The 18,990-nt window shown below is 64.9% G+C and carries 19 protein-coding genes; 7 read left to right on the top strand and 12 right to left on the bottom strand.

The features are described 5' to 3' along the window. Window positions 1–50: 50 nt before the first annotated feature. The 5 genes from AAFG16_RS30900 to AAFG16_RS30920 all read right to left on the bottom strand — a co-directional run bounded on the left by AAFG16_RS30900 (window position 51) and on the right by AAFG16_RS30920 (window position 7,007). Window positions 51–1,205 (bottom strand): ABC transporter substrate-binding protein, encoded by a 1,155-nt coding sequence (locus AAFG16_RS30900; protein ID WP_342731349.1) that lies wholly within the window; start codon window positions 1,203–1,205, stop codon window positions 51–53. Between the two features lie 92 nt (window positions 1,206–1,297). Continuing rightward, entirely contained in the window at window positions 1,298–2,497 is a 1,200-nt protein-coding gene (locus tag AAFG16_RS30905; protein WP_342731351.1) for a 2Fe-2S iron-sulfur cluster-binding protein, read from the bottom strand. Beyond that, entirely contained in the window at window positions 2,494–3,330 is an 837-nt protein-coding gene (locus tag AAFG16_RS30910) for an FAD binding domain-containing protein (RefSeq protein WP_342731353.1), read from the bottom strand. Before AAFG16_RS30910 ends, AAFG16_RS30905 begins: the two co-directional genes overlap by 4 nt. Continuing rightward, entirely contained in the window at window positions 3,327–5,720 is a 2,394-nt protein-coding gene (locus AAFG16_RS30915) for a xanthine dehydrogenase family protein molybdopterin-binding subunit (RefSeq protein ID WP_342731355.1), read from the bottom strand. The genes AAFG16_RS30910 and AAFG16_RS30915 overlap by 4 nt, the downstream gene beginning before the upstream one ends. A 9-nt stretch (window positions 5,721–5,729) precedes the next feature. After that, complete coding sequence (locus AAFG16_RS30920; RefSeq protein ID WP_342731357.1) at window positions 5,730–7,007, bottom strand: amidohydrolase/deacetylase family metallohydrolase; 1,278 nt, start codon at window positions 7,005–7,007, stop codon at window positions 5,730–5,732. A 156-nt stretch (window positions 7,008–7,163) separates the two neighbouring features. Here AAFG16_RS30920 and AAFG16_RS30925 point away from each other — a divergent pair, with 156 nt between their 5' ends. The 3 genes from AAFG16_RS30925 to AAFG16_RS30935 all read left to right on the top strand — a co-directional run bounded on the left by AAFG16_RS30925 (window position 7,164) and on the right by AAFG16_RS30935 (window position 10,324). After that, the gene (locus AAFG16_RS30925; protein ID WP_342731359.1) at window positions 7,164–7,658 is read left to right on the top strand and encodes a MarR family transcriptional regulator; all 495 of its coding nucleotides are present in this window, start codon (window positions 7,164–7,166) and stop codon (window positions 7,656–7,658) included. 287 nt (window positions 7,659–7,945) lie between these two features. Further along, a complete protein-coding gene (locus tag AAFG16_RS30930) occupies window positions 7,946–9,364 on the top strand; it encodes a cytosine permease (RefSeq protein WP_342731361.1) in 1,419 nt (472 codons plus the stop codon). 21 nt (window positions 9,365–9,385) lie between these two features. Next, window positions 9,386–10,324 carry an acetamidase/formamidase family protein gene (locus tag AAFG16_RS30935; protein ID WP_342731363.1) on the top strand — a complete coding sequence of 313 codons (939 nt, stop codon included), beginning with the start codon at window positions 9,386–9,388 and terminating at the stop codon, window positions 10,322–10,324. 43 nt (window positions 10,325–10,367) lie between these two features. On the opposite strand, the gene hydA is transcribed toward AAFG16_RS30935, so the two are convergent. The 5 genes from hydA to AAFG16_RS30960 are packed head-to-tail and all read right to left on the bottom strand — an operon-like array spanning window position 10,368 to window position 15,145. After that, the gene (gene hydA, locus AAFG16_RS30940) at window positions 10,368–11,777 is read right to left on the bottom strand and encodes a dihydropyrimidinase (protein ID WP_342731365.1); all 1,410 of its coding nucleotides are present in this window, start codon (window positions 11,775–11,777) and stop codon (window positions 10,368–10,370) included. Between the two features lie 11 nt (window positions 11,778–11,788). Then, complete coding sequence (locus AAFG16_RS30945) at window positions 11,789–12,526, bottom strand: aspartate/glutamate racemase family protein (RefSeq protein WP_342731367.1); 738 nt, start codon at window positions 12,524–12,526, stop codon at window positions 11,789–11,791. Between the two features lie 3 nt (window positions 12,527–12,529). Then, the gene (locus AAFG16_RS30950) at window positions 12,530–13,306 is read right to left on the bottom strand and encodes an ABC transporter ATP-binding protein (protein WP_342731369.1); all 777 of its coding nucleotides are present in this window, start codon (window positions 13,304–13,306) and stop codon (window positions 12,530–12,532) included. Next, complete coding sequence (locus AAFG16_RS30955) at window positions 13,306–14,157, bottom strand: ABC transporter permease (RefSeq protein ID WP_235547275.1); 852 nt, start codon at window positions 14,155–14,157, stop codon at window positions 13,306–13,308. The genes AAFG16_RS30950 and AAFG16_RS30955 overlap by 1 nt, the downstream gene beginning before the upstream one ends. Next, window positions 14,141–15,145, bottom strand: a complete 1,005-nt coding sequence (locus AAFG16_RS30960) for an ABC transporter substrate-binding protein (RefSeq protein ID WP_283080262.1) — start codon at window positions 15,143–15,145, stop codon at window positions 14,141–14,143. The genes AAFG16_RS30955 and AAFG16_RS30960 overlap by 17 nt, the downstream gene beginning before the upstream one ends. A gap of 202 nt (window positions 15,146–15,347) precedes the next feature. On the opposite strand from AAFG16_RS30960, the gene AAFG16_RS30965 reads away from it, so the two are divergent. The 4 genes from AAFG16_RS30965 to AAFG16_RS30980 all read left to right on the top strand — a co-directional run bounded on the left by AAFG16_RS30965 (window position 15,348) and on the right by AAFG16_RS30980 (window position 17,309). Next, a complete protein-coding gene (locus tag AAFG16_RS30965; protein WP_342731374.1) occupies window positions 15,348–16,055 on the top strand; it encodes a GntR family transcriptional regulator in 708 nt (235 codons plus the stop codon). Window positions 16,056–16,057: 2 nt separating this feature from the next. Continuing rightward, window positions 16,058–16,807 (top strand): aspartate/glutamate racemase family protein, encoded by a 750-nt coding sequence (locus AAFG16_RS30970; RefSeq protein ID WP_342731376.1) that lies wholly within the window; start codon window positions 16,058–16,060, stop codon window positions 16,805–16,807. Window positions 16,808–16,902: 95 nt separating this feature from the next. Further along, entirely contained in the window at window positions 16,903–17,040 is a 138-nt protein-coding gene (locus tag AAFG16_RS30975; RefSeq protein ID WP_283080265.1) for a hypothetical protein, read from the top strand. Between the two features lie 146 nt (window positions 17,041–17,186). Continuing rightward, entirely contained in the window at window positions 17,187–17,309 is a 123-nt protein-coding gene (locus tag AAFG16_RS30980; protein ID WP_283080266.1) for a hypothetical protein, read from the top strand. Between the two features lie 17 nt (window positions 17,310–17,326). Here the strand turns inward: AAFG16_RS30980 and AAFG16_RS30985 are convergent, their stop codons facing one another. Together AAFG16_RS30985 and fdh3B are read right to left on the bottom strand one after the other, a co-directional pair. Continuing rightward, a complete protein-coding gene (locus AAFG16_RS30985; protein WP_283087012.1) occupies window positions 17,327–18,340 on the bottom strand; it encodes a formate dehydrogenase subunit gamma in 1,014 nt (337 codons plus the stop codon). A 43-nt stretch (window positions 18,341–18,383) separates the two neighbouring features. After that, window positions 18,384–18,980, bottom strand: a complete 597-nt coding sequence (gene fdh3B, locus AAFG16_RS30990; protein WP_011088224.1) for a formate dehydrogenase FDH3 subunit beta — start codon at window positions 18,978–18,980, stop codon at window positions 18,384–18,386. Window positions 18,981–18,990 lie beyond the last annotated feature (10 nt).

Here is an 18,990-nt window from a genome sequence, read left to right on the forward strand (position 1 = left end):
ACGATCTTGCCGGAAAACCGTTTCACACTTTTCCGGATCATGCTCTAGATCTAGAGCGTCTTCAGCTCGACCTTGCCGTCGTTGATCTCGATGAGATAGACGTTCGGCTGGCTCTGCCCGCTCTCCTTGCCCTCGGGACCGGACTTGCGGAACACGATATCGCCGTTCAGTCCCTTGATATTGATGTCCCAGAGCGCCGCCTTGATTGCGGCTGGATCAGCCTTGCCGGCCTTCTCGATCGCCGCCGCCGCAGTGCGGATGCCGTCATAGCCGCGAAAACTCTCGGTGCAGCCGGCGAACTCGAAACCGCGCTTCTTCCATTCCGTGATGAAATAATTGGTGGCTTCCGGATTAGGCGTCTTGTCCGGGAACCACGGCAGGAACGTGGTCAGATGCATGGTGCCATTGGCGGCGGCACCGGCCTGGGCGATGATCTGGTCCGGGTTCTGCGAGCCGCCGGTGGTGATGATGCGCTTCTTCAGGCCCAGCGCGGCCGCCTGCTTGAAGATCAGGGTGAGCTGATCGACCGCTGTCGTGACGATCACCGTCTCGGAATCCGAGCTCTTGATCTTGGAGAGCTGCGCGCTCATGTCCTGCGCGCCCTGGTCCATGGTCTCGACCAGGCCGATGCTGATGCCCTTGTCCTTCATCATCTTGCTGAAGTCCTCGGCCGTGCCGCGGCCCCAGTCGTTGTTGATGACGAGGAAATCGACCTTCTTGAGCGCTAGTTTGTCGACGATGCCCTTGAACGCGGCGGCCTCGACCGCCGAGGGCGGCGAGATCCGGAAGATGAAGGGATTGCCCGTCGTCGTGATCTTGCCGGAGGACGAGGTTTCCACCACCATCGGGGTCTCGTATTCCATCAGCTTGGGCATCACCGCCAGCGTCAGGCTCGAGCCCCAGGCACCCATCAGCACCGGCACCTTGTCGCTGGTGATGAGTTTTTCGGCGACGGCGGCAGCCTCCGTGGGGTTGCTCTTGTTGTCCTCGATGACGAGCTCGATCTTCTTGCCCAAGATGCCGCCCTTGGCATTGATCTCGTCGGCGGCGATCTTCGCGCCGTTGACGACATAGGTCCCGGAGGCCGCGAACGCGCCGGTGAGCGGCTCATTGACGCCGATCTTGATGGTCTGCGCCCCTGCCGTGCCGCCGAACAAGGCCGTCGCGAGCGCGATGGCCGGAACCAGTCCGAGTGCTCGTGTCATGTTGTCTCTCCAAATCCCACGCTGTTGATATCCAGGGTCGTCCAATCCAAGGTCGTTCAAGGCTTCGTCACTCCACGGCGCCGGCTCGCCGATCATTCCGCGTCACCTTTTCCAGTGAGGACGCGGCCAAACATGCGCGCCAGCCGGGCACGCAAAACGTCCGAGACAATCGACCAGCCACTGAGCTCTGCCGCGGCCGCTTGCACCGACGGCGCGCCGGACATGTGGCGGTCGAGATTGCCCGCGAACTCCGCAACGAGCCGCTTGGCAAGATCCCGCACCAGGCCGGGCCGGCCGACCTGCGCCAGCATTCCCGTGAGCGTGTAGCCGATCGAGAGCTCGACGGCGGTCGCAGCGCCGCCTTCGAGCGGAAGCAGGCGATAGCGGATCTCTCCTTGCGTGGCCGAATGGCTGCGCTGGTCGGTGCCGACGCCGACGATGCGTCCCGATAGTGTTGCGGGATCGCGTTCGACGCGCGCGGCGCCCTCGAAGGACGCCGCGATCGGTCCGAGCCTGACGCTGATCATGCCCTCCACGCGCGCCGGCGTCGGCGGCGCCGTCAGCGATACGCCGGGCAGGCAGGACGCAATACCGGCGATGTCATCGAACATCGCGAACACCTTTGTGGGTGGGTGCGGCAGCGTGAAGCTCTGATCGAGAACGGTCGCCGGAAGGAAATCGGCAATTCTGACCTGTGCGGCGCCGTCTGATGCCGGCACTGGGACCTGCCGCGCAGGCCTCGGCTCGTCGCCACTGAACGTGGCTCGCCCCGATCCGGCGGGGCCGAGACTGGTCCGGCCGCCATCGGCAAGCGGCGCGATGTTGCGCGCACGCCTCGCCTCGATGACGGACTGGACGGCCCGCACAATCCCGACATAGCCGGTACAGCGGCAGAGATTGCCGCTGAGGCCGACACGGATGCGCCGCTCATCGGCATCGGGCAGACGCAACACCAGGTCGCGCGCCGAGACCAGCATCCCCGGAGTGCAATAGCCGCACTGAAGCGCATGCTCGCGGGTGAAGGCTGCGCGCAACTCGGTCGTGACCTCGTCATCATCGAGCCCCTCGATGGTGGTGATGTCGGCGCCCGCACAGGCCACCGCATAGGTGATGCAGGAGCGCGCCGGCACGCCGTCGAGCAGCACGGTGCAGCCGCCGCAGACGCCGTGCTCGCAACCGAGATGGGTGCCGGTCAAGTCCAGTTCATCGCGGACGAAATCGGCCAAGCTGGTCCGCGGCTCGGCCGAGACTTCGACCGCACGGCGATTGACCTGTAGTGCGATCGTGGTCATGCCGCGGCCTCCAGGACGGCGCGCTTCAACACGCTGACATGGATATGACGCTGCGCGGTGTCGTCGATGCCGGCTTTGGTCAGAAGGCTATCCGCGACGCGAGCGTCGAAGCGCTGCTTGTAGTCGGCCGCGATCCGCCCGCCGAACAGCTCCGCGGCATCGGTGACGACGATCGGCGTCGTGTCAATCGCACCGATCACGACACGCGCCGAGGCCGCAACTGGGTCGATCAGCACCGCGCCGATCGCGTGGGCGAACTCGCCGGTCTTGCGGCAGCTCTTGGCATAACCCCAATGGGCCGAGGCCGCGCGTGACGGGACGTGAATCGCCTCGACGATTTCGCCCGCATGCAGCGCCGATTCCAGGGCGCCGACGACGAAGGCCTCGATCGCCATCGAGCGAGCGCCGGCAAGGCTGCGCAGCGTCACGCGCGCACCCAGGGCGGCGAGCGACGAGATCCAGTCAGCGGCGGGATCGGCATGACTGAGCGAGCCGCCGATCGTGCCGCGGTTGCGCACCGCACGGTATGCGATGTTGGCGGCGACGCCGCGCATAGCGCCGCGAGTCACGTCGGCCGTGCGCCCGTCCTCGATGTCGGCATGGGTGACCAAGGCGCCGAGCACGAGTTCGCCACGAGAAACCTCGGCCCGCTTGAGCTCGGCCAGGCCGGAGATGTCCACGATCAGCTCCGGCTGCACCAGCCGCAGATTGAGCATCGGTCCAAGCGACTGGCCGCCGGCGATGATCTTTGCCGAACCGCCGCTTGCGGCCAGCATCGACAGCGCGGCGTCGAGATCGCCCGGCCGCTCATAACTGAAGGGCGCCGGTTTCATGCCGCGCTCCTCTCAGTCGCACGTGCAGCCAGAACGGCTTCGACGACGCGATGCGGCGTGATCGGCGACTGCATCAGCTCGACGCCGAGCGGACGCAGCGCGTCGTTGACGGCGTTGGCGATGGCGGCCGGCGGCGCAATCGCACCGCCCTCCCCGATGCCCTTCACGCCGAACTGCGTATAGGGCGACGGCGTTTCCATGTGATCGAGCCGCGCGGCCGGAACCTCGGTCGGGCCCGGCAGCAGATAGTCGGCGAGCGTCGTCGCCAGCGGCTGGCCGGAGGCATCGAACGGCATCTCCTCGTAGAGCGCGGTGCCGATGCCTTGCGCCAGACCGCCATAGATCTGGCCGTCGACCACCAGCGGATTGACCAGCACGCCGCCGTCCTCGACGATCACATAGTCGAGGATTTCCACCTCGCCGAGATCGGGATCGACCGCGACCACGGCCGCGTGCGCGGCATAGCTGAAGGTCCCGCTGTCGCGGACAGGCTTGTAGCCTTGCGTCACCTCGAGCCCGCCGGGATCGACATCGGCCGGGAGATCCTGGGGGCGACGATACCAGGTGTGGGCGATCGCCCTTAGGCTGACATTGCCATTGACGCCGCGCACTTCGCCATTCTGCAACACCACGGCGGCCGGATCGTGCTGCAACAGCTTGGCGCCGATGCGTCTTGCGCGTTCGCCAAGCTCGCGGCAAGCCGTCGCCACCGCGCCGCCGGCCATCACCATCGAACGTGAGCCCCAGGTTCCCGTCGAATAGGGCGTCATCGCGGTGTCGCCGAGGATGATGCGGATCTTTGCAACGTCGACGCCGAGGATCTCGTGCGCGACCTGGGCAAGCGTCGTTTCCATGCCTTGCCCGTGCGAATGCACACCGACGCGCAATTCGAGGCCGCCGTCCGGCGTCAAGCGTGCCGAGGCCTGCTCATGACCCGGCACCATGGGGATGCCCCAGCCGGAATAGACCGAGGTGCCGTGCGCCGCCTGCTCGCAATAGATGGAGACGCCGACGCCGATGCGGCGACCGTCAACCTCGCCCAGGCTCTGTTTGGCACGAATGGACTCGATGTCGATGGCGGCGAGCGCGCGCCGCATCGCTTCCGGGTAATCGCCGCTGTCAAAGTGCTTCCTGGTGATGTTGTCGAACGGCATCTGCTCCGGCAGCACGAGGTTGCGCAGCCGCACCTCGCCGGGCTCAAGCCCGGCTTCGGCCGCCACGAGATCAAGCATCAGCTCCAGCGCGAAGCAGACGCCGGTGCGCGCAACGCCGCGATACGGCAGGATCGGGCATTTGTTGGTAGCAACCGAGAAGGTGCGGCAGCGATAGGCCGGCATCTTGTAAGGGCCGGGCAAAATGCTCGCGACCTGCGCGGCCTCGAGACAGGCCGAGAACGGATAGGACGAGTAGGCCCCGGAATCCACGGTAGCCTCGCAGTCGATGCCGCGCAGCGTACCGTCACGGTCCGCATAGACTGTGATCTTGTAATGATGCTCGCGGCAATTGGAGCTGGCGACGAGATGCTCGCGGCGATCTTCGAGCCAGCGCACGGGATGCCCATTACGCATGGTCAGCCAGGACAGGCAGACCTCTTCCGGCAGCAGAATGCCCTTGTGGCCAAAGCCGCCACCGACATCGGGCGAGATGACGCGGATCTGGCCTTCTTCCATGCCGAGGCATTCGGCAAGGCCGCTGCGGGTGATGTGTGGCATCTGCGCCGCGGAATGCAGCGTGAGCTGATCGAGCCGTCGGTCGAAGGTCGCAACCACGCCGCGGCCCTCCAGCGGCGACATGCATTGCCGTGCCGTCGAGATCTCGCGCGTCACCTTGATCGGCGCATCGAGCGCGGCGGAGATGTCGACCTCGTAATTGGTCTCGAGGAAGACGTTGTCGCCCCAATGCTCATGCACCAGCGCCGAGCCGGGCTCGCGCGCCTTCAACATGTCGTAGACGGCCGGCAACTCCTCCAGGTCGAGCGTCACGGAGGCCGCGATGTCCTCGGCCTCGGCGCGCGTCGGCGCAAGGCACATCGCAACGAGCTCGCCGACCTGGCGCCCCTTGCCGGTGGCCAGCACCGGTTGTTCGGAGATCTTGAAGCCCGGCAGGCCTGATACCGCGCGGATCGGCTTGATCCCGACGAGATCGGCCGCCGTGAACACGCTGCCGCGATAACGCTCGGGCACATGGATGCCGCGAATGCGCGCATGCGCCATCGGGCTGCGCACGAAGGCAACGTCCTGAAGGCCCGCGAGCCTGATGTCGGCGACGTATTGGCCGCGGCCGCGCATCAGGCGGTCATCCTCCTTCCGCGGCAGCCGTGCGCCAACGCCCTGCCCTGACTTGCCCGAAGGAAACTCTCGTTCGTTGCGCACGCCGGCGTTCTCCCTCACCGCGCGGACTTATGCCGCGACGGCCTGCGGCAGGATCGGTGCGACCGCGTCGAAGCGCGTGCCGGCGCGCAGGCAGAAGGCCGGCTGCAGCAGGCGCTCGGCGATGACCTCGTTCTTCTCGTTGTCCTTCAGCACGAACCGGCCGTTCTTCTCCGTGAGCACGGAGACGTCGGCACCCATGCCGACCTTGAGCGCGCCGATCTCTTCGCTGCGGCCGAGCATCTTTGCGGGATTGGAGGTGACCATCGGCACCACCTGCTCCAGCGACAGACCGAGCGCCATCATCGAGCTCATCGCCTGCACCAGGCTGAACTTGGCCTGTCCTGCGAACGGATGGTTCTCCTCGTCCTCGTGCTGGTCGGGCGTTCCGGCCGGCGCGGGCACATGCGTGTTGTAGCCGTGAATATCGGCGCCGAGCGTGGTCGGGATGATGCCGGCAGCAATCGCCTTCTTGGCGAGCCGGTAAGAGAAGTGGCTACCGTGACCGACATCGACCTTCAGGCCGCGGTCGAGCGCGGCCTGGATCACCGGATGCACCTCACCCTCCCGGTTGACGAAGCCGCCAGGATGACGCGTGAACGGATGAGCGAGAACATCGCCTTCACGCAAGAGCGGGATCACGCGCGTAAGAATGGTGTCGGCATCCTCGCCATTGGCGCCGCTCTCGGGCAGGCCCCAGAGCTGGCCGAAATGCACGTAGACCGGAAGATCGGCGCGCTTGCCGATCTCAGCCGCCATCTCGATGACGCGAATGCCCCAGCGCGCGAAACCACCGATCTCGGCATGCGCCTTGATGCCGCGTACAATGTCGAGATTGGCCGTCGCCGCCTTGACCGTGGCGTCGATGTCGACGCCATCGGGACTGTAGAGCTGCGGATAGAAGTGCCCTTCGAGGCCGCCGACGAGGTAGGCGGACAGAAAGGCATAAACTCGTGAGGCCGCAGGCTCCGCGATGAAGTGACGAAAGCCGGGCAGCGTCATGCAGGACGGGCCGCCCTGGTCGACCAGCGTCGTCACGCCCGACTGCACGCCGACCATGTCCGGATTCATGCCGAAGCGGCCGGAGACATATTGATAGACATGTGCGTGGGTGTCGATCAGCCCGGGCAGCACCAGCTTGCCGCTGACGTCGACGACCTCCTTGGCGCTGGTCGGCAGAATGTCGGGCGCGATGGCTGCAATCCTGCCGTTGCGAATGGCGATGTCCCTGATGCCATCAACGCCGGAGGCCGGACAGATCACGCGACCGCCTCGCAGCAGAAGGTCGAAGCTGGCAGTAACGGACATGGGCGCTTTCCTCTTCTTGAACGAGCGACGCATCGCCCGAATTACGAAGCATGCTTCGCATTTTGACAAAAGCAAGCTTCGTGCCATGATCCGGCGGTGGCGGGCGCACTCGAATCGAGCTAAGCGCGGCGGGGTTTTGGCTTGGGAGAGTGTGCATTGCGGCAGGCGAAGACACGTCGCAGCGGGGGCAAACATCGCCCCTGGCCATTATCGCAACGTCCCGGATATCTGATCCGCCGGCTGCACCAGATTCACGTCGCGCTGTTTCAGGAGGCCTGCGGCGCGTTCGAGGTCACGCCGCTGCAATACAGCCTCCTCTCGGCGTTGGCGGTGCGCGAAACCGCCGATCAGACCACTTTGGCGGCCGATATCGCCCTCGATCGCACCACCACGACCGGGGCATTGAAACGTCTCGCGGCACGAAACCTGGTCGAGCGCGCAGTCAACAAGGACGATCGTCGGGCGCGCCTGTGCCGATTGACCCCGGCGGGCGCAGCCTTGCTGATCAAGATCGAGGGCGCGGCGCGACGGGCACATCGCGCAACGCTGGGAGACCTCAGCGAGCGGGAACAGGCGCAGTTCATCGAAATGATGCAGCGCATCGTGGCCGGCCACCCCAGTCGCGACAGTGCCACTGCCTTATTCGACTAGACGGAGCTGCCGCGCTTTTGGGTTGGGCTGCCCAATTTATCATCGTACCGCTGCTCAGTCATGCAACGTCCCTTGCCTCTCGCCCACCGGCTCGCGGAGGGGTCGCCACCTCGTGGTTGCGGCGACCATTTCATGCGCGAGGTCGAAGCGCGCTTGAGAATCCAACAGCAATCCGACGCAAGCGAGGATGCATCCGGCATCGATGCAGACCCTGCTCCGGCCGGCCACAACCGATGGCACGATTTATGCTGCGATGATGCGAAGCGTGCTTCGTATTGGGGGATGTCATGACGGATTCCGAACTTCGCGCTGATCTTCACAGCATCGAGCCAATTCCCGATGCGGACCGGGACTCAACCGGGCCGCAGCAGATGTGGATCTGGGCCGGCGCCAACATCGCGCCGGTGAACTGGGCGCTCGGCGCGCTCGGCATCATCCTCAAGCTTGGCCTGATGGAGACGATCGCGGTCATCGTGCTCGGCAATATCGTCGGCTGCGCGATCTTCGCGACCTTCACGGTGATGGGGCACAAGACCGGCGTCAACCAGATGGTGCTGAGCCGGTCCGCGTTCGGGGTCCGCGGCGCCTACCTGCCGAGCATCCTGATGTTCGTGATGACGCTGGGCTGGATCGGGGTCAACACGTACTTCCCGGTCAAAGTCTCGATGGGCATCCTCGGGCAGTTCGGCGTTCCCGACACATGGCCGGTCGAGATCGCCGTCATCACGCTGGTGATGGCCGTGCAGGTGCTGATCGGAATCTACGGCTTCTACGCGATCCGCACCTTCGAGAAGTACACGGTGCCGCCGACCATCGCCATCATGGTGCTGATGAGCGTTTTGGCGTGGACGCGTCCCGGCGTCGTCAACTGGAACTTGACGACCTCGCTGCCGCCGGGCGCGCATCTGGCGATGCTGACGCTGCTGATGACCGCGATCGGGGTCGGCTGGGGCATTTCCTGGGTGACCTGGGCCTCCGACTATTCGCGCTTCGTGCCGAAGAGCGTGTCGTCGAAGTCCGTGTTCTGGTACAGCTATATCGGCATGTTCGTGCCGACGGTCTGGCTCGGCATCCTCGGCGCGACCATCGCCTCGACGACGCTGGATACCGATCCCGCCAAGATGGTGAGCGCGGTATTTGGAGGCCCCGTCAGCATCCTGGTCCTCCTGATGGTGCTGCACGGCCCGATCGCGACCAACATCCTCAACGTCTATTCGGCGACGCTGGCGGCGCTGAGCGCGGGGCTGAAGTTCTCGCGCTTCTGGCTCACCGTCATCGTCGGCGTCGCCGGCTATCTGGTCACGCTGTACTTCATCTTCGCGCCGTCTTTCGCGAAAGCGTTCGACAACTGGATGGTCAGCTTGCTCTTGTGGATGAGCCCGTGGGCCGGGGTGGTGCTGGCCGACTTCTTCATCAAGCGGAAAGGCAAGATCGACATCGCCGAGCTCTATCGCTCGCCGGAGACCAGCGCCTATGGCGACATCAACTGGGCCGGCATGATCGCCTTCTTTGCGGGCCTCGTCGCCGGATGGCTGGTCGAAGACGGTCTCGTCGGCGCGCTGCAGGGGCCGGTCTCGATCAACCTGCTCGGCGGTGCCGACCTGAGCTGGCTGTTCGGCATCGGGGTTGCGGGCCTTGTCTATCTCGGATTGGGCAAGCTCGTGACGTCGCCCTCCTCAATCGTTGCGAGCAGCGCAGGCAGCTAGCACGGCAGTGACGGTAGATCTATGGACCACGTTCTGCGATCCATTCCCGGAAACGTCCAGTGGGGACTCTGGGACGGACGATTGAAGCCGGTGCTCCGGATCGCATCCGGAGACCGGGTGACCATCGAGACGCTTTCGGGCGAGTCGGACGATCTGCCCGATCCGTCGCTCGGCTTTGACATCGTTCCCGGACATGCGGAGGTGCTGGCAAGCACCGTTCGCGGTCCGGGGCCGCACCTTCTCACCGGGCCGATCCACGTCGAGGGCGCCGAGCCCGGCGACGTGCTGGAAGTGCGCGTGCTGAGTATCGAACTACGCTGCAATTGGGGCTGGAACCTCCAGGTGCCGATGCTCGGCACGCTGCCCGAGGATTTTCCCGAATTCCGTCGCATCCACATTCCGCTCGACCGCGCGCGCAACGTGGCGCGCCTGCCGTGGGGACAGGAGCTGCCGCTATCCCCGTTCTTCGGCAATTTCGGCGTCGCGCCGCCGCTCGCCTGGGGCCGGCTGTCGTCGAAGGAGCCGCGGGCGTTCGGCGGCAACATGGACAACAAGGAGCTCGGCGCCGGCAGCACGATTTATTTTCCTGTCTTCGTGCCGGGCGCGTTGTTCTCCGCCGGCGACGGCCATGCGCTGCAGGGCGATGGCGAGGTCTGCCTGACGGCGATCGAGGCCGCGCTGGCCGGCACCTTCGAATTCCACGTCCGGCGCGACCTTCGCCTCGCCTCCCCGCGCGCGGAAACCGCGGTCGACTGGATCACGATGGGATTCGATGAAGACCTCGACGATGCGGCCAAGGCGGCGCTGCGCGACATGATCGCGCTGATCCGCGAGAGGAGCGGCCTCAGCGCGCAGGACGCCTATACGCTTTGCTCGATCGCCGCCGACCTCAGGGTTACGCAGATGGTCGACGGCAACAAGGGCGTCCACTGCGTCCTGGCAAAATCCCGCATGCCCTGACTGCGTCCTTCGCCAGACCAGGCGCCGCGCGAGCTGCGCCTGGTCAGATCAGGCTCGACTTGCCGCGGCTCAGCACCTCACCCGAGCCCTTGTCGCCGACGATCTCGCCCTGGTCGTATACGACCCGGCCGCGGGCAATGGTGGTGACGGGCCAACCGGTGACATCAAAGCCCTCCCAGGGCGTATAGTCCGAGCCGTGGTGCAGATCGGCCTGCTGAACCTTCTTCTTCAGCCTGGGGTCCCACAGCGCGATATCGGCATCGAAGCCGATGCCGATCGAGCCCTTGCGCGGATAGAGACCGTAGATCCTCGCGTGGTTGGTCGCGGTCAGCTCGACGAACTTTTGCAGGGTGATGCGGCCCTTCGAGACGCCCTCGGAGAACAGGATCGGCAGCCGCGTCTCGACGCCGGGAATGCCGTTCGGCACCCAGCGGAACGAGGTGCGAGCGTTCGGCGTCAGCTTACCCTTGGGATCATCGTAGCGGAACGGGCAGTGATCGGACGAGAAGGTCTGGAACACGCCTGACGTGATGCCTTCCCAGATCGCCTGCTGGCTCTCGACATCGCGTGGCGGCGGCGAGCAGACATACTTCGCGCCCGTGATGTCCATGTTCAGGCCCTTCATGTCATCGGCCGTGAGCGTGATGTATTGCGGGCAGGTCTCGGCATGAACAGGCAAGCCGCGCTGCTGGGCCCAGCGCACCTGCTCCATCGCCTCGCGCCCGGAGACGTGCACGATCATGATGGGAACACCGATCACCTCGGCATGGCTGATGGCGCGATGCGTCGCCTCGCGCTCGACCGCCTGGGGCCGCGACGTGCCGTGATAGTAGGGCGCGATGTGGCCCTCGCGCTCGAGCCTGTTGGTGAGGAAGCGAATGGCGTCGTAGCCCTCGCAATGGACCATCACCAGCGCCTCCTCGCGGCGCGCAACCTCGAACACCTCGAGCAGCTGCCTGTCGCTGAGCACGAGGTCGTCATAGGTCATGAACACCTTGAACGAGGTGTAGCCGTCCTTGACGAGCGCAGGCAGTTCCTGGCCGAGCACGACCGCAGTCGGATCGGAGATGATAAGGTGGAATGCCGTGTCGATATAGCACTCGCCCTCGGCGAGCTTGCGATAGTTCTCGACACAGGTGCGCAGCGAGGTGCCTTTCTCCTGCAGCGCGAAGGGCAGCACCATGGTGTTGCCGCCGGCCGCCGCCGCGCGCGTGGCCGAGGCGAAGTCGTCGGCCATCACCACGTCGGGGCCTGAAGCTTGCGAGATGTGGACGTGGCTGTCGATGCCGCCCGGCAGCGCCAGAAGGCCCGTCGCGTCGATCTCACGGGCCGCGCCCTCGATGCGGTCCGAGATGCTGACGATGCGGCCGCCGCGAATGCCGATATCGGCGCGAAACTCGTCGCTAGCCGTCACGATAGTTCCGCCGCGAATGGCGAGATCGAGCTGCGTCACGTGCGTCTCCGTCACTTGATGATCGCCGATGTCTGGAAAATGCGTCCCCACTGCGCGAGGGCTGCGGTGTCGCCGCCGGCCAGCTCCAGCGTTCGCCACAGCGTGACCGCCACCGAATCGAGCACGGCAATGTTCAATTCCCGCTCGAGCGAGGCCGCAAGCGCCGCTCCATCGAGATTGGTGCAGAGCACAATTGCGGCATCGGCCCCCTCCGCCGCGACGGCGCGGATCATGCCCGCTATCGCCGCGGGCGTGACCTCGCCGAAGGAAAAGTTGTCACGCAGGCCGAGATGCCGCTCGGCATGCGGCGCGATGCCTTCCGTCGCCCAGACGTCGGCGATCCGTCGCTGCACATCGTCCGTGTAGGGCGATACGAGGCCGACGCGCTTGGCGCCGAGCGCGCGGGCCGCATCGATGCAGGCGAGCGTCGACGTCGTCGCGGGCTTGCCGGTGCGTGCGGTGATCGCCTCGCAAAGACTTCGGTCGCGGCCGATGCCGAGCCAACTCGCCGAGGTGCCGTTCCAGGCGATGGCATCGACCTTGGCGTCGGCCAGCAGATCCGCCGCCGGCAGCATCGCCGAGGCGTCGAACTGGCTCAGCGCCGCGGCATCGAGCGCGATCTCGGTGACCCGGAAACGCGAGAAATGCGCGGTGACATCCGTCACACCACGCAGCATGGCACTGGTGACGGGCTCGAGCACCGAGTTGGACGACGGCGTGATCATGCCGAGACGCTTGCGCATGGCCATACCTTACGACGCCTGCGCAAGGCGCGTCGACTCCTCCCGGATCAAAGCCAGGATGTGGCGCTTGGCATCGTTGAATTCGGGGCTGGTGATGTCGCGCGGGCGCGCCAGGTCGAAATTGACGGCCTCGCGGATCCGGCCCGGTCGCTTGGTCATCACCACGATCTTGTTGCCGAGCACCAGCGCCTCGTCGACGCTGTGGGTGACGAACACGATGGTGCAGCGGCGCTTCTGCCAGATCGCGACCAGCTCCTCCTGCATTTCGAGCTTGGTCTGGGCGTCCAGCGCCGCGAACGGCTCGTCCATCAGGATGACGCTGGGGTTCATGAGCAGCGCGCGTGCGATGCCGACGCGCTGGTTCATGCCGCCGGACATTTCAGAGGGATGATGGTGCTCGAAGCCGCGCAGGCCCACGAGATCGATGAACTCCATGGCGCGGTCGTAGCGTTCGGCCTTGGCGACGCCCTTGAGCTTGAGATGGAAGGCGATGTTGTCGATCGCGGTCAGCCACGGCATCAGGGTCGGCTGCTGGAACACCACGCCGCGGTCCGAGCCGGGCCGCTCCACCTGCTTGCCGTCGACCAGCGTGCGGCCGGAGGTCGCCTGCTCGAAGCCGGCGATGATGTTCAGGAGTGTCGACTTGCCGCAGCCGGACGGGCCGAGCAGGCAGACGAAATCATTGGCCTCGATGTCGAGATTGATGTTGTCCAGCGTCAAGAGGTCACGGCCGCGCCGCTTGTCGGAGAACACCTTGACGATGTTGCGAAGCTCGATTGCCGCCATCAGCCCGCCCTGCCCTGCACGGTGGTTGCCTGCTGCCAGCGCAGCGTGCGCGCCATGATCGCCTTGAGGCCGAGGTCGGAGAGATAGCCGAGCAGCCCGATCGAGATCATCGCCGCGAGCACGATGTCATAGCGCAGGAAGTAATAGGAATCCCACAGCACGTAGCCGAGGCCGCTCTTCACCGCGACCATCTCGGCCGTGACCGTCAGCATCCAGGCCGAGCCGACGGCGATGCGCAGGCCGGCGAAGATCGAGGGCAGCGCCGCCGGCAGCACGATGTCGGTCAGCATTTGGCGGCTATTGGCGCCCATCATCGCGCCGGCGCGGACGAGATTATGATCCACGGTCTTTACGCCGTGGATGCTGTTCATCAGCACGGGAAAGAAGGCGCCGAGGAAGACGAGGAAGATCGCCGGCTTGTCGGCAATGCCGAACCAGATGATGGCCAGCGGAATCCAGGACACCGGTGGGATCGGACGCAGCATCTGCAGCGTCGGCTCCAGCGTCTTCTCGAACAGGCGCGACCAGCCGATCGCGACGCCGGCGAGAATGCCGAGCAGGCTTGCCAGCGCAAAGCCGCCGAACACGCGCAAGGCGCTTGCGAGCGCATCGCGCAGCCAGTGCCCGGAATAGGTTTGCGTGGTCTCGTCGAAGCCGAACACCCAGTCGCCGAGCGCATGCAGCACCGCGCTCGGCGCCGGAAGCAGCGCCGGCGGCAGCATGCCGCTGCGGGCAAAGGCTTCCCAGCCCGCAATCAGCAGCACGGGCACGATGAGGCGTTCGAGCCCCTGGAACGCCCGCGTCAGCCGAAACGCCGGCCTTGCGGGCGAAACGTCAGTAACCGAGGTCATTCTTGGCTTTTCCCGTGGCCTTCTCCAGGAACGAATAATCCATGTTCTTCTCCGCTTCCGCGGAGACGTCCTTCGAGATGTATTTGAGGTCGCGCATCATCGCGGCGATTGCGAGCGTCTGCGAACGATGGATCGCAGGATCGGGCGAAGCATTGTTCAGCGCTTCGGTCGCCACCGCCTTGTCGAGACCGGTGAGCTTGTTGATGACATCGATCCACGGGCCCTTGTCGGCGATCAGCTTGTTGTCGAGCTCGACCACAGCGCCGACGACACCCTGCACGCCGGCGCGCTGGCTGGCGATGACGTCGGAGCGGGTGACGATCAGGTTGGTGAGATTCCCAGCCGCCTGATCATACGGCAACACAAAGTGCTTGCCGGCGCCGGCGAGCCGGATCTGCGAGGCGAACGGCTCCACCGAGCAGATCATGTCGACCTCGCCGCGCTGGAGCGCTGCAAGATGGTCGGAAGGGTTGGGGATGTTGATGAACTGGATGTCCTTGTTGGGGTCGACGCCCTGCTTGAGGAACGCGCCGCGCATGTGGATGTCCTGCGCATTGCCGCGGGAGGCCGCGACCTTCAGCGGCTGGCCGTCGCTCTTCGCCTTTGCGACGGTCGCCTTGAATGCGGCCCAGTCTTCCGGGGGCAGGCTCAACTTCGCCGAGGACAGACATTCCGAGCCGCCATTGATCTGGCCGGAGACGGCGACGACATCGAAGCCCTTGTCGAGCGCGGTGATATAATGGAGGTAGGTGACCTGCGCGACGTCAATGCTCTTCGACACCAACGCGGTGAGCACGTCATTGCCGGAGTTGAAGCCGGTGGCCTCGACCTCGACGCCCTTCGCCATTCCTGGAATCAGCGACATCGGCAGGCAGTGCGCGCACTTGGCGTAGCCGAGCTTGATCTTCGCGGTCTGCGCCATGGCGAGATCGTCACTGCCGAACATCGCCGCCATCACCACGAGGCCCAGTCGCAAACTCGTCCGCATCGCCAACTCCGTTTCGGAAAGCGCGCGAGATCTCGCGCGTCGTGCGGTGATCATCCGTCGGCCCTCGCAGCAGTGCAATCTACTTTTTGCATGCTGCATACAATTTCCGCTCTATGCCATTGTTTTCAGCTACATGCGTCGGTATTTTGGGCAAGCCAAGGGGCCGGAAACGGCTAGGATGAACTGAAGCAACGAGGCGCGCGTGCAGCAGAAGCCGGACACCCCGAAGGGACGAAAGTCGCCCAAACTCAAGAGGATGGGGCTGCATGAGCGCGCCGCCGCGCGGATGCGGACGATGATCATTCGCGGCGAGCTCCCGCCGGGATCGCAGACCCAGGAAACAAAGCTGTCGAAGGAGCTCGGCGTGTCGCGCACCCCGCTGCGCGAGGCGATGAAGGTGCTCGCGGCCGAAGGACTGATCGAGCTTCGCCCCAATCGCAGCCCACGTATCGCCGACATCGCGGTCGAGGATATCTCGGAACTATTCGAGGCCCTCGCCGGCATCGAGCGGCTCGCGGCAGAGCTTGCCGCGGAGCGCGCCACCGAACGCGATCTCGCCCGCCTGCGCACCTTGCAGACCCGCATGGAAGGTCATCATCGCAACGGCAAGCTCGACGATTATTTTGCGATCAACGGCGAGATCCACAACACCATCGTCCGCATGGCCCGCAACACGCCGCTCCGCGAAGCGCACGAGACGTTGATCTCCCGCGCTGAGCGCGCGCGCTATCTCGCGCTGGGCGCCGCCAAGCGCTGGAGCAATTCGGTCGACGAGCACGCCAATATTCTCGCCGCGCTCGAAGCGCGGGACAGCGAGGCCGCGGGACGCCTGCTCGGCGCCCATGTCCGTCAGACCGGCATCGCATTGCTCGAGACCCTCGCCCTCAAGCCCAAGCTGACGGCGGCCTGACCATGAAGCTGCTGCTGCTCAACCCCAACACCAGCACCGCGGTCACGCAATTGATGACCGAGGTCGGGCAGCGCGCGGCCGCGCCCGGCACCGAGATCATCCCCTGCACCGCCACGCGCGGCGTGCCCTATATCGCAACGCGCACCGAGGCGCAGATCGGCGGCGCCATTGCGCTGGAGATGCTGGCCGAGCAACACACAAAGGTCGACGCTGCAATCATCGCAGCCTTCGGCGATCCTGGCCTGTTCGCCGCGCGCGAGACTTTTGACATTCCCGTGGTGGGCATGGCTGAAGCCGCGATGCTGACCGCCTGTATGGCCGGACGGCGCTTTGCCATTGTCACCTTCGCCCAGGCACTCGGGCCCTGGTACGAAGAGTGCGTCCGCGACCACGGGCTGCGGGAGCGCTGCGCCGGCATCCGCATGCTCGATACGCCATTCAAGGCGATTTCGGAGGTCGGCACCGAGAAGGAGGATCTGCTCGTCGACCTCGCGCAACGCGCCATCGTCGAAGACGAGGCTGATGTCCTGATCTTCGCAGGCGCGCCGCTCTCGGGCCTTGCCGAACGCGTCGCCGACCGGATCCCCGTACCCGTCGTCGATCAGGTCGTCGCCGCCGTGAAGCAGGCCGAGGCGCTGGTGGCACTGCGCCTGCGCAAGGCCACCGCAGGCACTTACCGCCGGCCCGCCGCCAAACCGACGATTGGTCTTCCCGACGTGCTCGCCGCCAGGCTTGAGCATCGCGACAACTGATCAGAGAGGCGGCCGGCGATGCGAAAAACCCAATTCGTTTTCGATGGCACGGCCAAAACCGACTAGCGACGATGAAGGTGACAGCGAGATAATCGATGGGCGTCTCCAGCGCCGTGCTGTCGATCGCGGTGACATCACTGATCTCGTTCGGCCAGGGGAAGACGGACGCACACGCCGCCCCAAATTCATTGATGATATTGAGCTTTCACTCCAATCCATCACTGGCCAATTGAGCAGGTTTCAGCAAAGCCGCACAAGTAAGCGGCATTCTAAGCCCACGACCGTGACAGCGGCACCTTGGCTACGGCCCACATTGGCCTGCCCCAAGCGTTTATTCGCGGTCAGACATCCTGTATAACGCCTGCAAGGAGGGATCGCGATGAAGGCTTTCATCCTTGCCTGTATTGCGACGATCGTCATCGCAATGGTTGGAGTTGCGGTGCTCAACAGCGTACAGCAACCGGTCGCAGAAGCGTTTGCGACGACGGGCGTACGTCTTTAGGCAACGATCCGTCAGCTCTATTCGGCTGCGGACGCAGCATGGCGAGGCTGCGGCCGAGAATCGTTCGGGCCGCTCCGCGCCAACTCCTGGTCGAGCCACAGGCTATGGTGCTCGCGCGCCCAGTTGACATCCACCTCGCCTGATCCCATCGCCTCGAAGGCCCCTTCCATCCCGATGGTGCCGATGTAGATGTGAGCGAGCATCGCGGCGATAAACAGTACGGCCACGATGGAGTGGATGATCTGGGCAATCTGCATGCCCTCGATCCCATTCAGGTAGAACGGGAACATGAGCAGATACCCGGTCGCCGCAACGATGCCACCGCCAATCACGACGATCCAGTAGATCCCCTTTTGACCGGCATTGAAGCGTCGTGCCGGCGGATGATCGTGGCCAATAAGGCCGCCACCGCGCTTGACCCACTCCACGTCCACCTTGTTCGGAATGTTGCCGGCGATCCACATCAGAAAGATCAGCACGACGCCAATCGTGAAGGGGAAGCTCAGGTAGTTGTGGGCAAATTTCGCCCATTGCGACCATTCCGAGAAAGCGTCGAATCCAATCAGCGGGAGCAGCAGCGGCCGCCCGAACGTGATGTTCAGACCCGAGATTGCCAGGATGACGAAGCAAGTCGCCGTCATCCAGTGCACGAAACGTTCAAATGCGTTGAACCGCACGATGGTGCGGCCCGATCGTCCGCTTTCGAGGCGGACCATGCCGCGCGCCAGATAGAAGATCACGAGCGCCGCCAGCATGCCGAGCACGGCAACGCCGCCGATCCACCGCAGCGCGACGTTGCGGAATTCACGCCACTCGCGGCCAGCCGGTTGCATCAGCACGCTGGAGCGCTGGTCGGGAATGCTGACGCGCCCCTGGATCCGATCCATCTCCTGGAGCAACTGGCGTTCGTTGACCGAACTCGCCGTCGGATTGACCTGCTGGGCCACTGACGGCGCCGGAACTGCCATGATCAACAGAAGCAACGCCCACGCGCCGACGGCTGGACGAATGAACCTTGCAAATGGGGACATGAACTCCTCCCGGCATTTGTACCGCGTCGCACGCGGCCTGTTTTCAGGACTCGATCGTCTCGCGATAGGCAGTCTTCCAGCCCCACGCGCCTGAGCCGTAGCCGCGCTTCAGCACGCGCTCCTTATAGATCTGGGCGATGATCTCGCCGTCGCCGGCGAGCAGCGACTTGGTCGAGCACATCTCGGCGCACAGCGGCAACTTGCCTTCGGCGAGGCGGTTCGCACCGTATTTCTCGTATTCCTCCTTGCTGCCATCGGCCTCGGGGCCACCGGCGCAATAGGTACATTTGTCCATCTTGCCGCGCGAGCCGAAATTGCCGACCTTCGGATATTGCGGCGCGCCGAACGGACAGGCGTAGAAGCAATAACCGCAGCCAATGCAGAGATCCTTGGAGTGCAGCACCACGCCGTCGGCGGTGGTGTAGAAGCAGTTCACCGGACACACTGCCGCACAGGGCGCATCCGTGCAGTGCATACAGGCCATCGAGACCGACCGTTCGCCCGGTTTGCCGTCGGCGATGGTGACGACCCGGCGCCGATTGATGCCCCAGGGCACCTCGTGCTCGTTCTTGCAGGCCGTGACGCAGGCGTTGCACTCGATGCAACGGTCGGCGTCGCAGAGAAATTTCATACGTGCCATCGTCGTTGCT

Source organism: Bradyrhizobium sp. B117 (assembly GCF_038969555.1).
Taxonomy (GTDB): Bacteria; Pseudomonadota; Alphaproteobacteria; order Rhizobiales; family Xanthobacteraceae; genus Bradyrhizobium.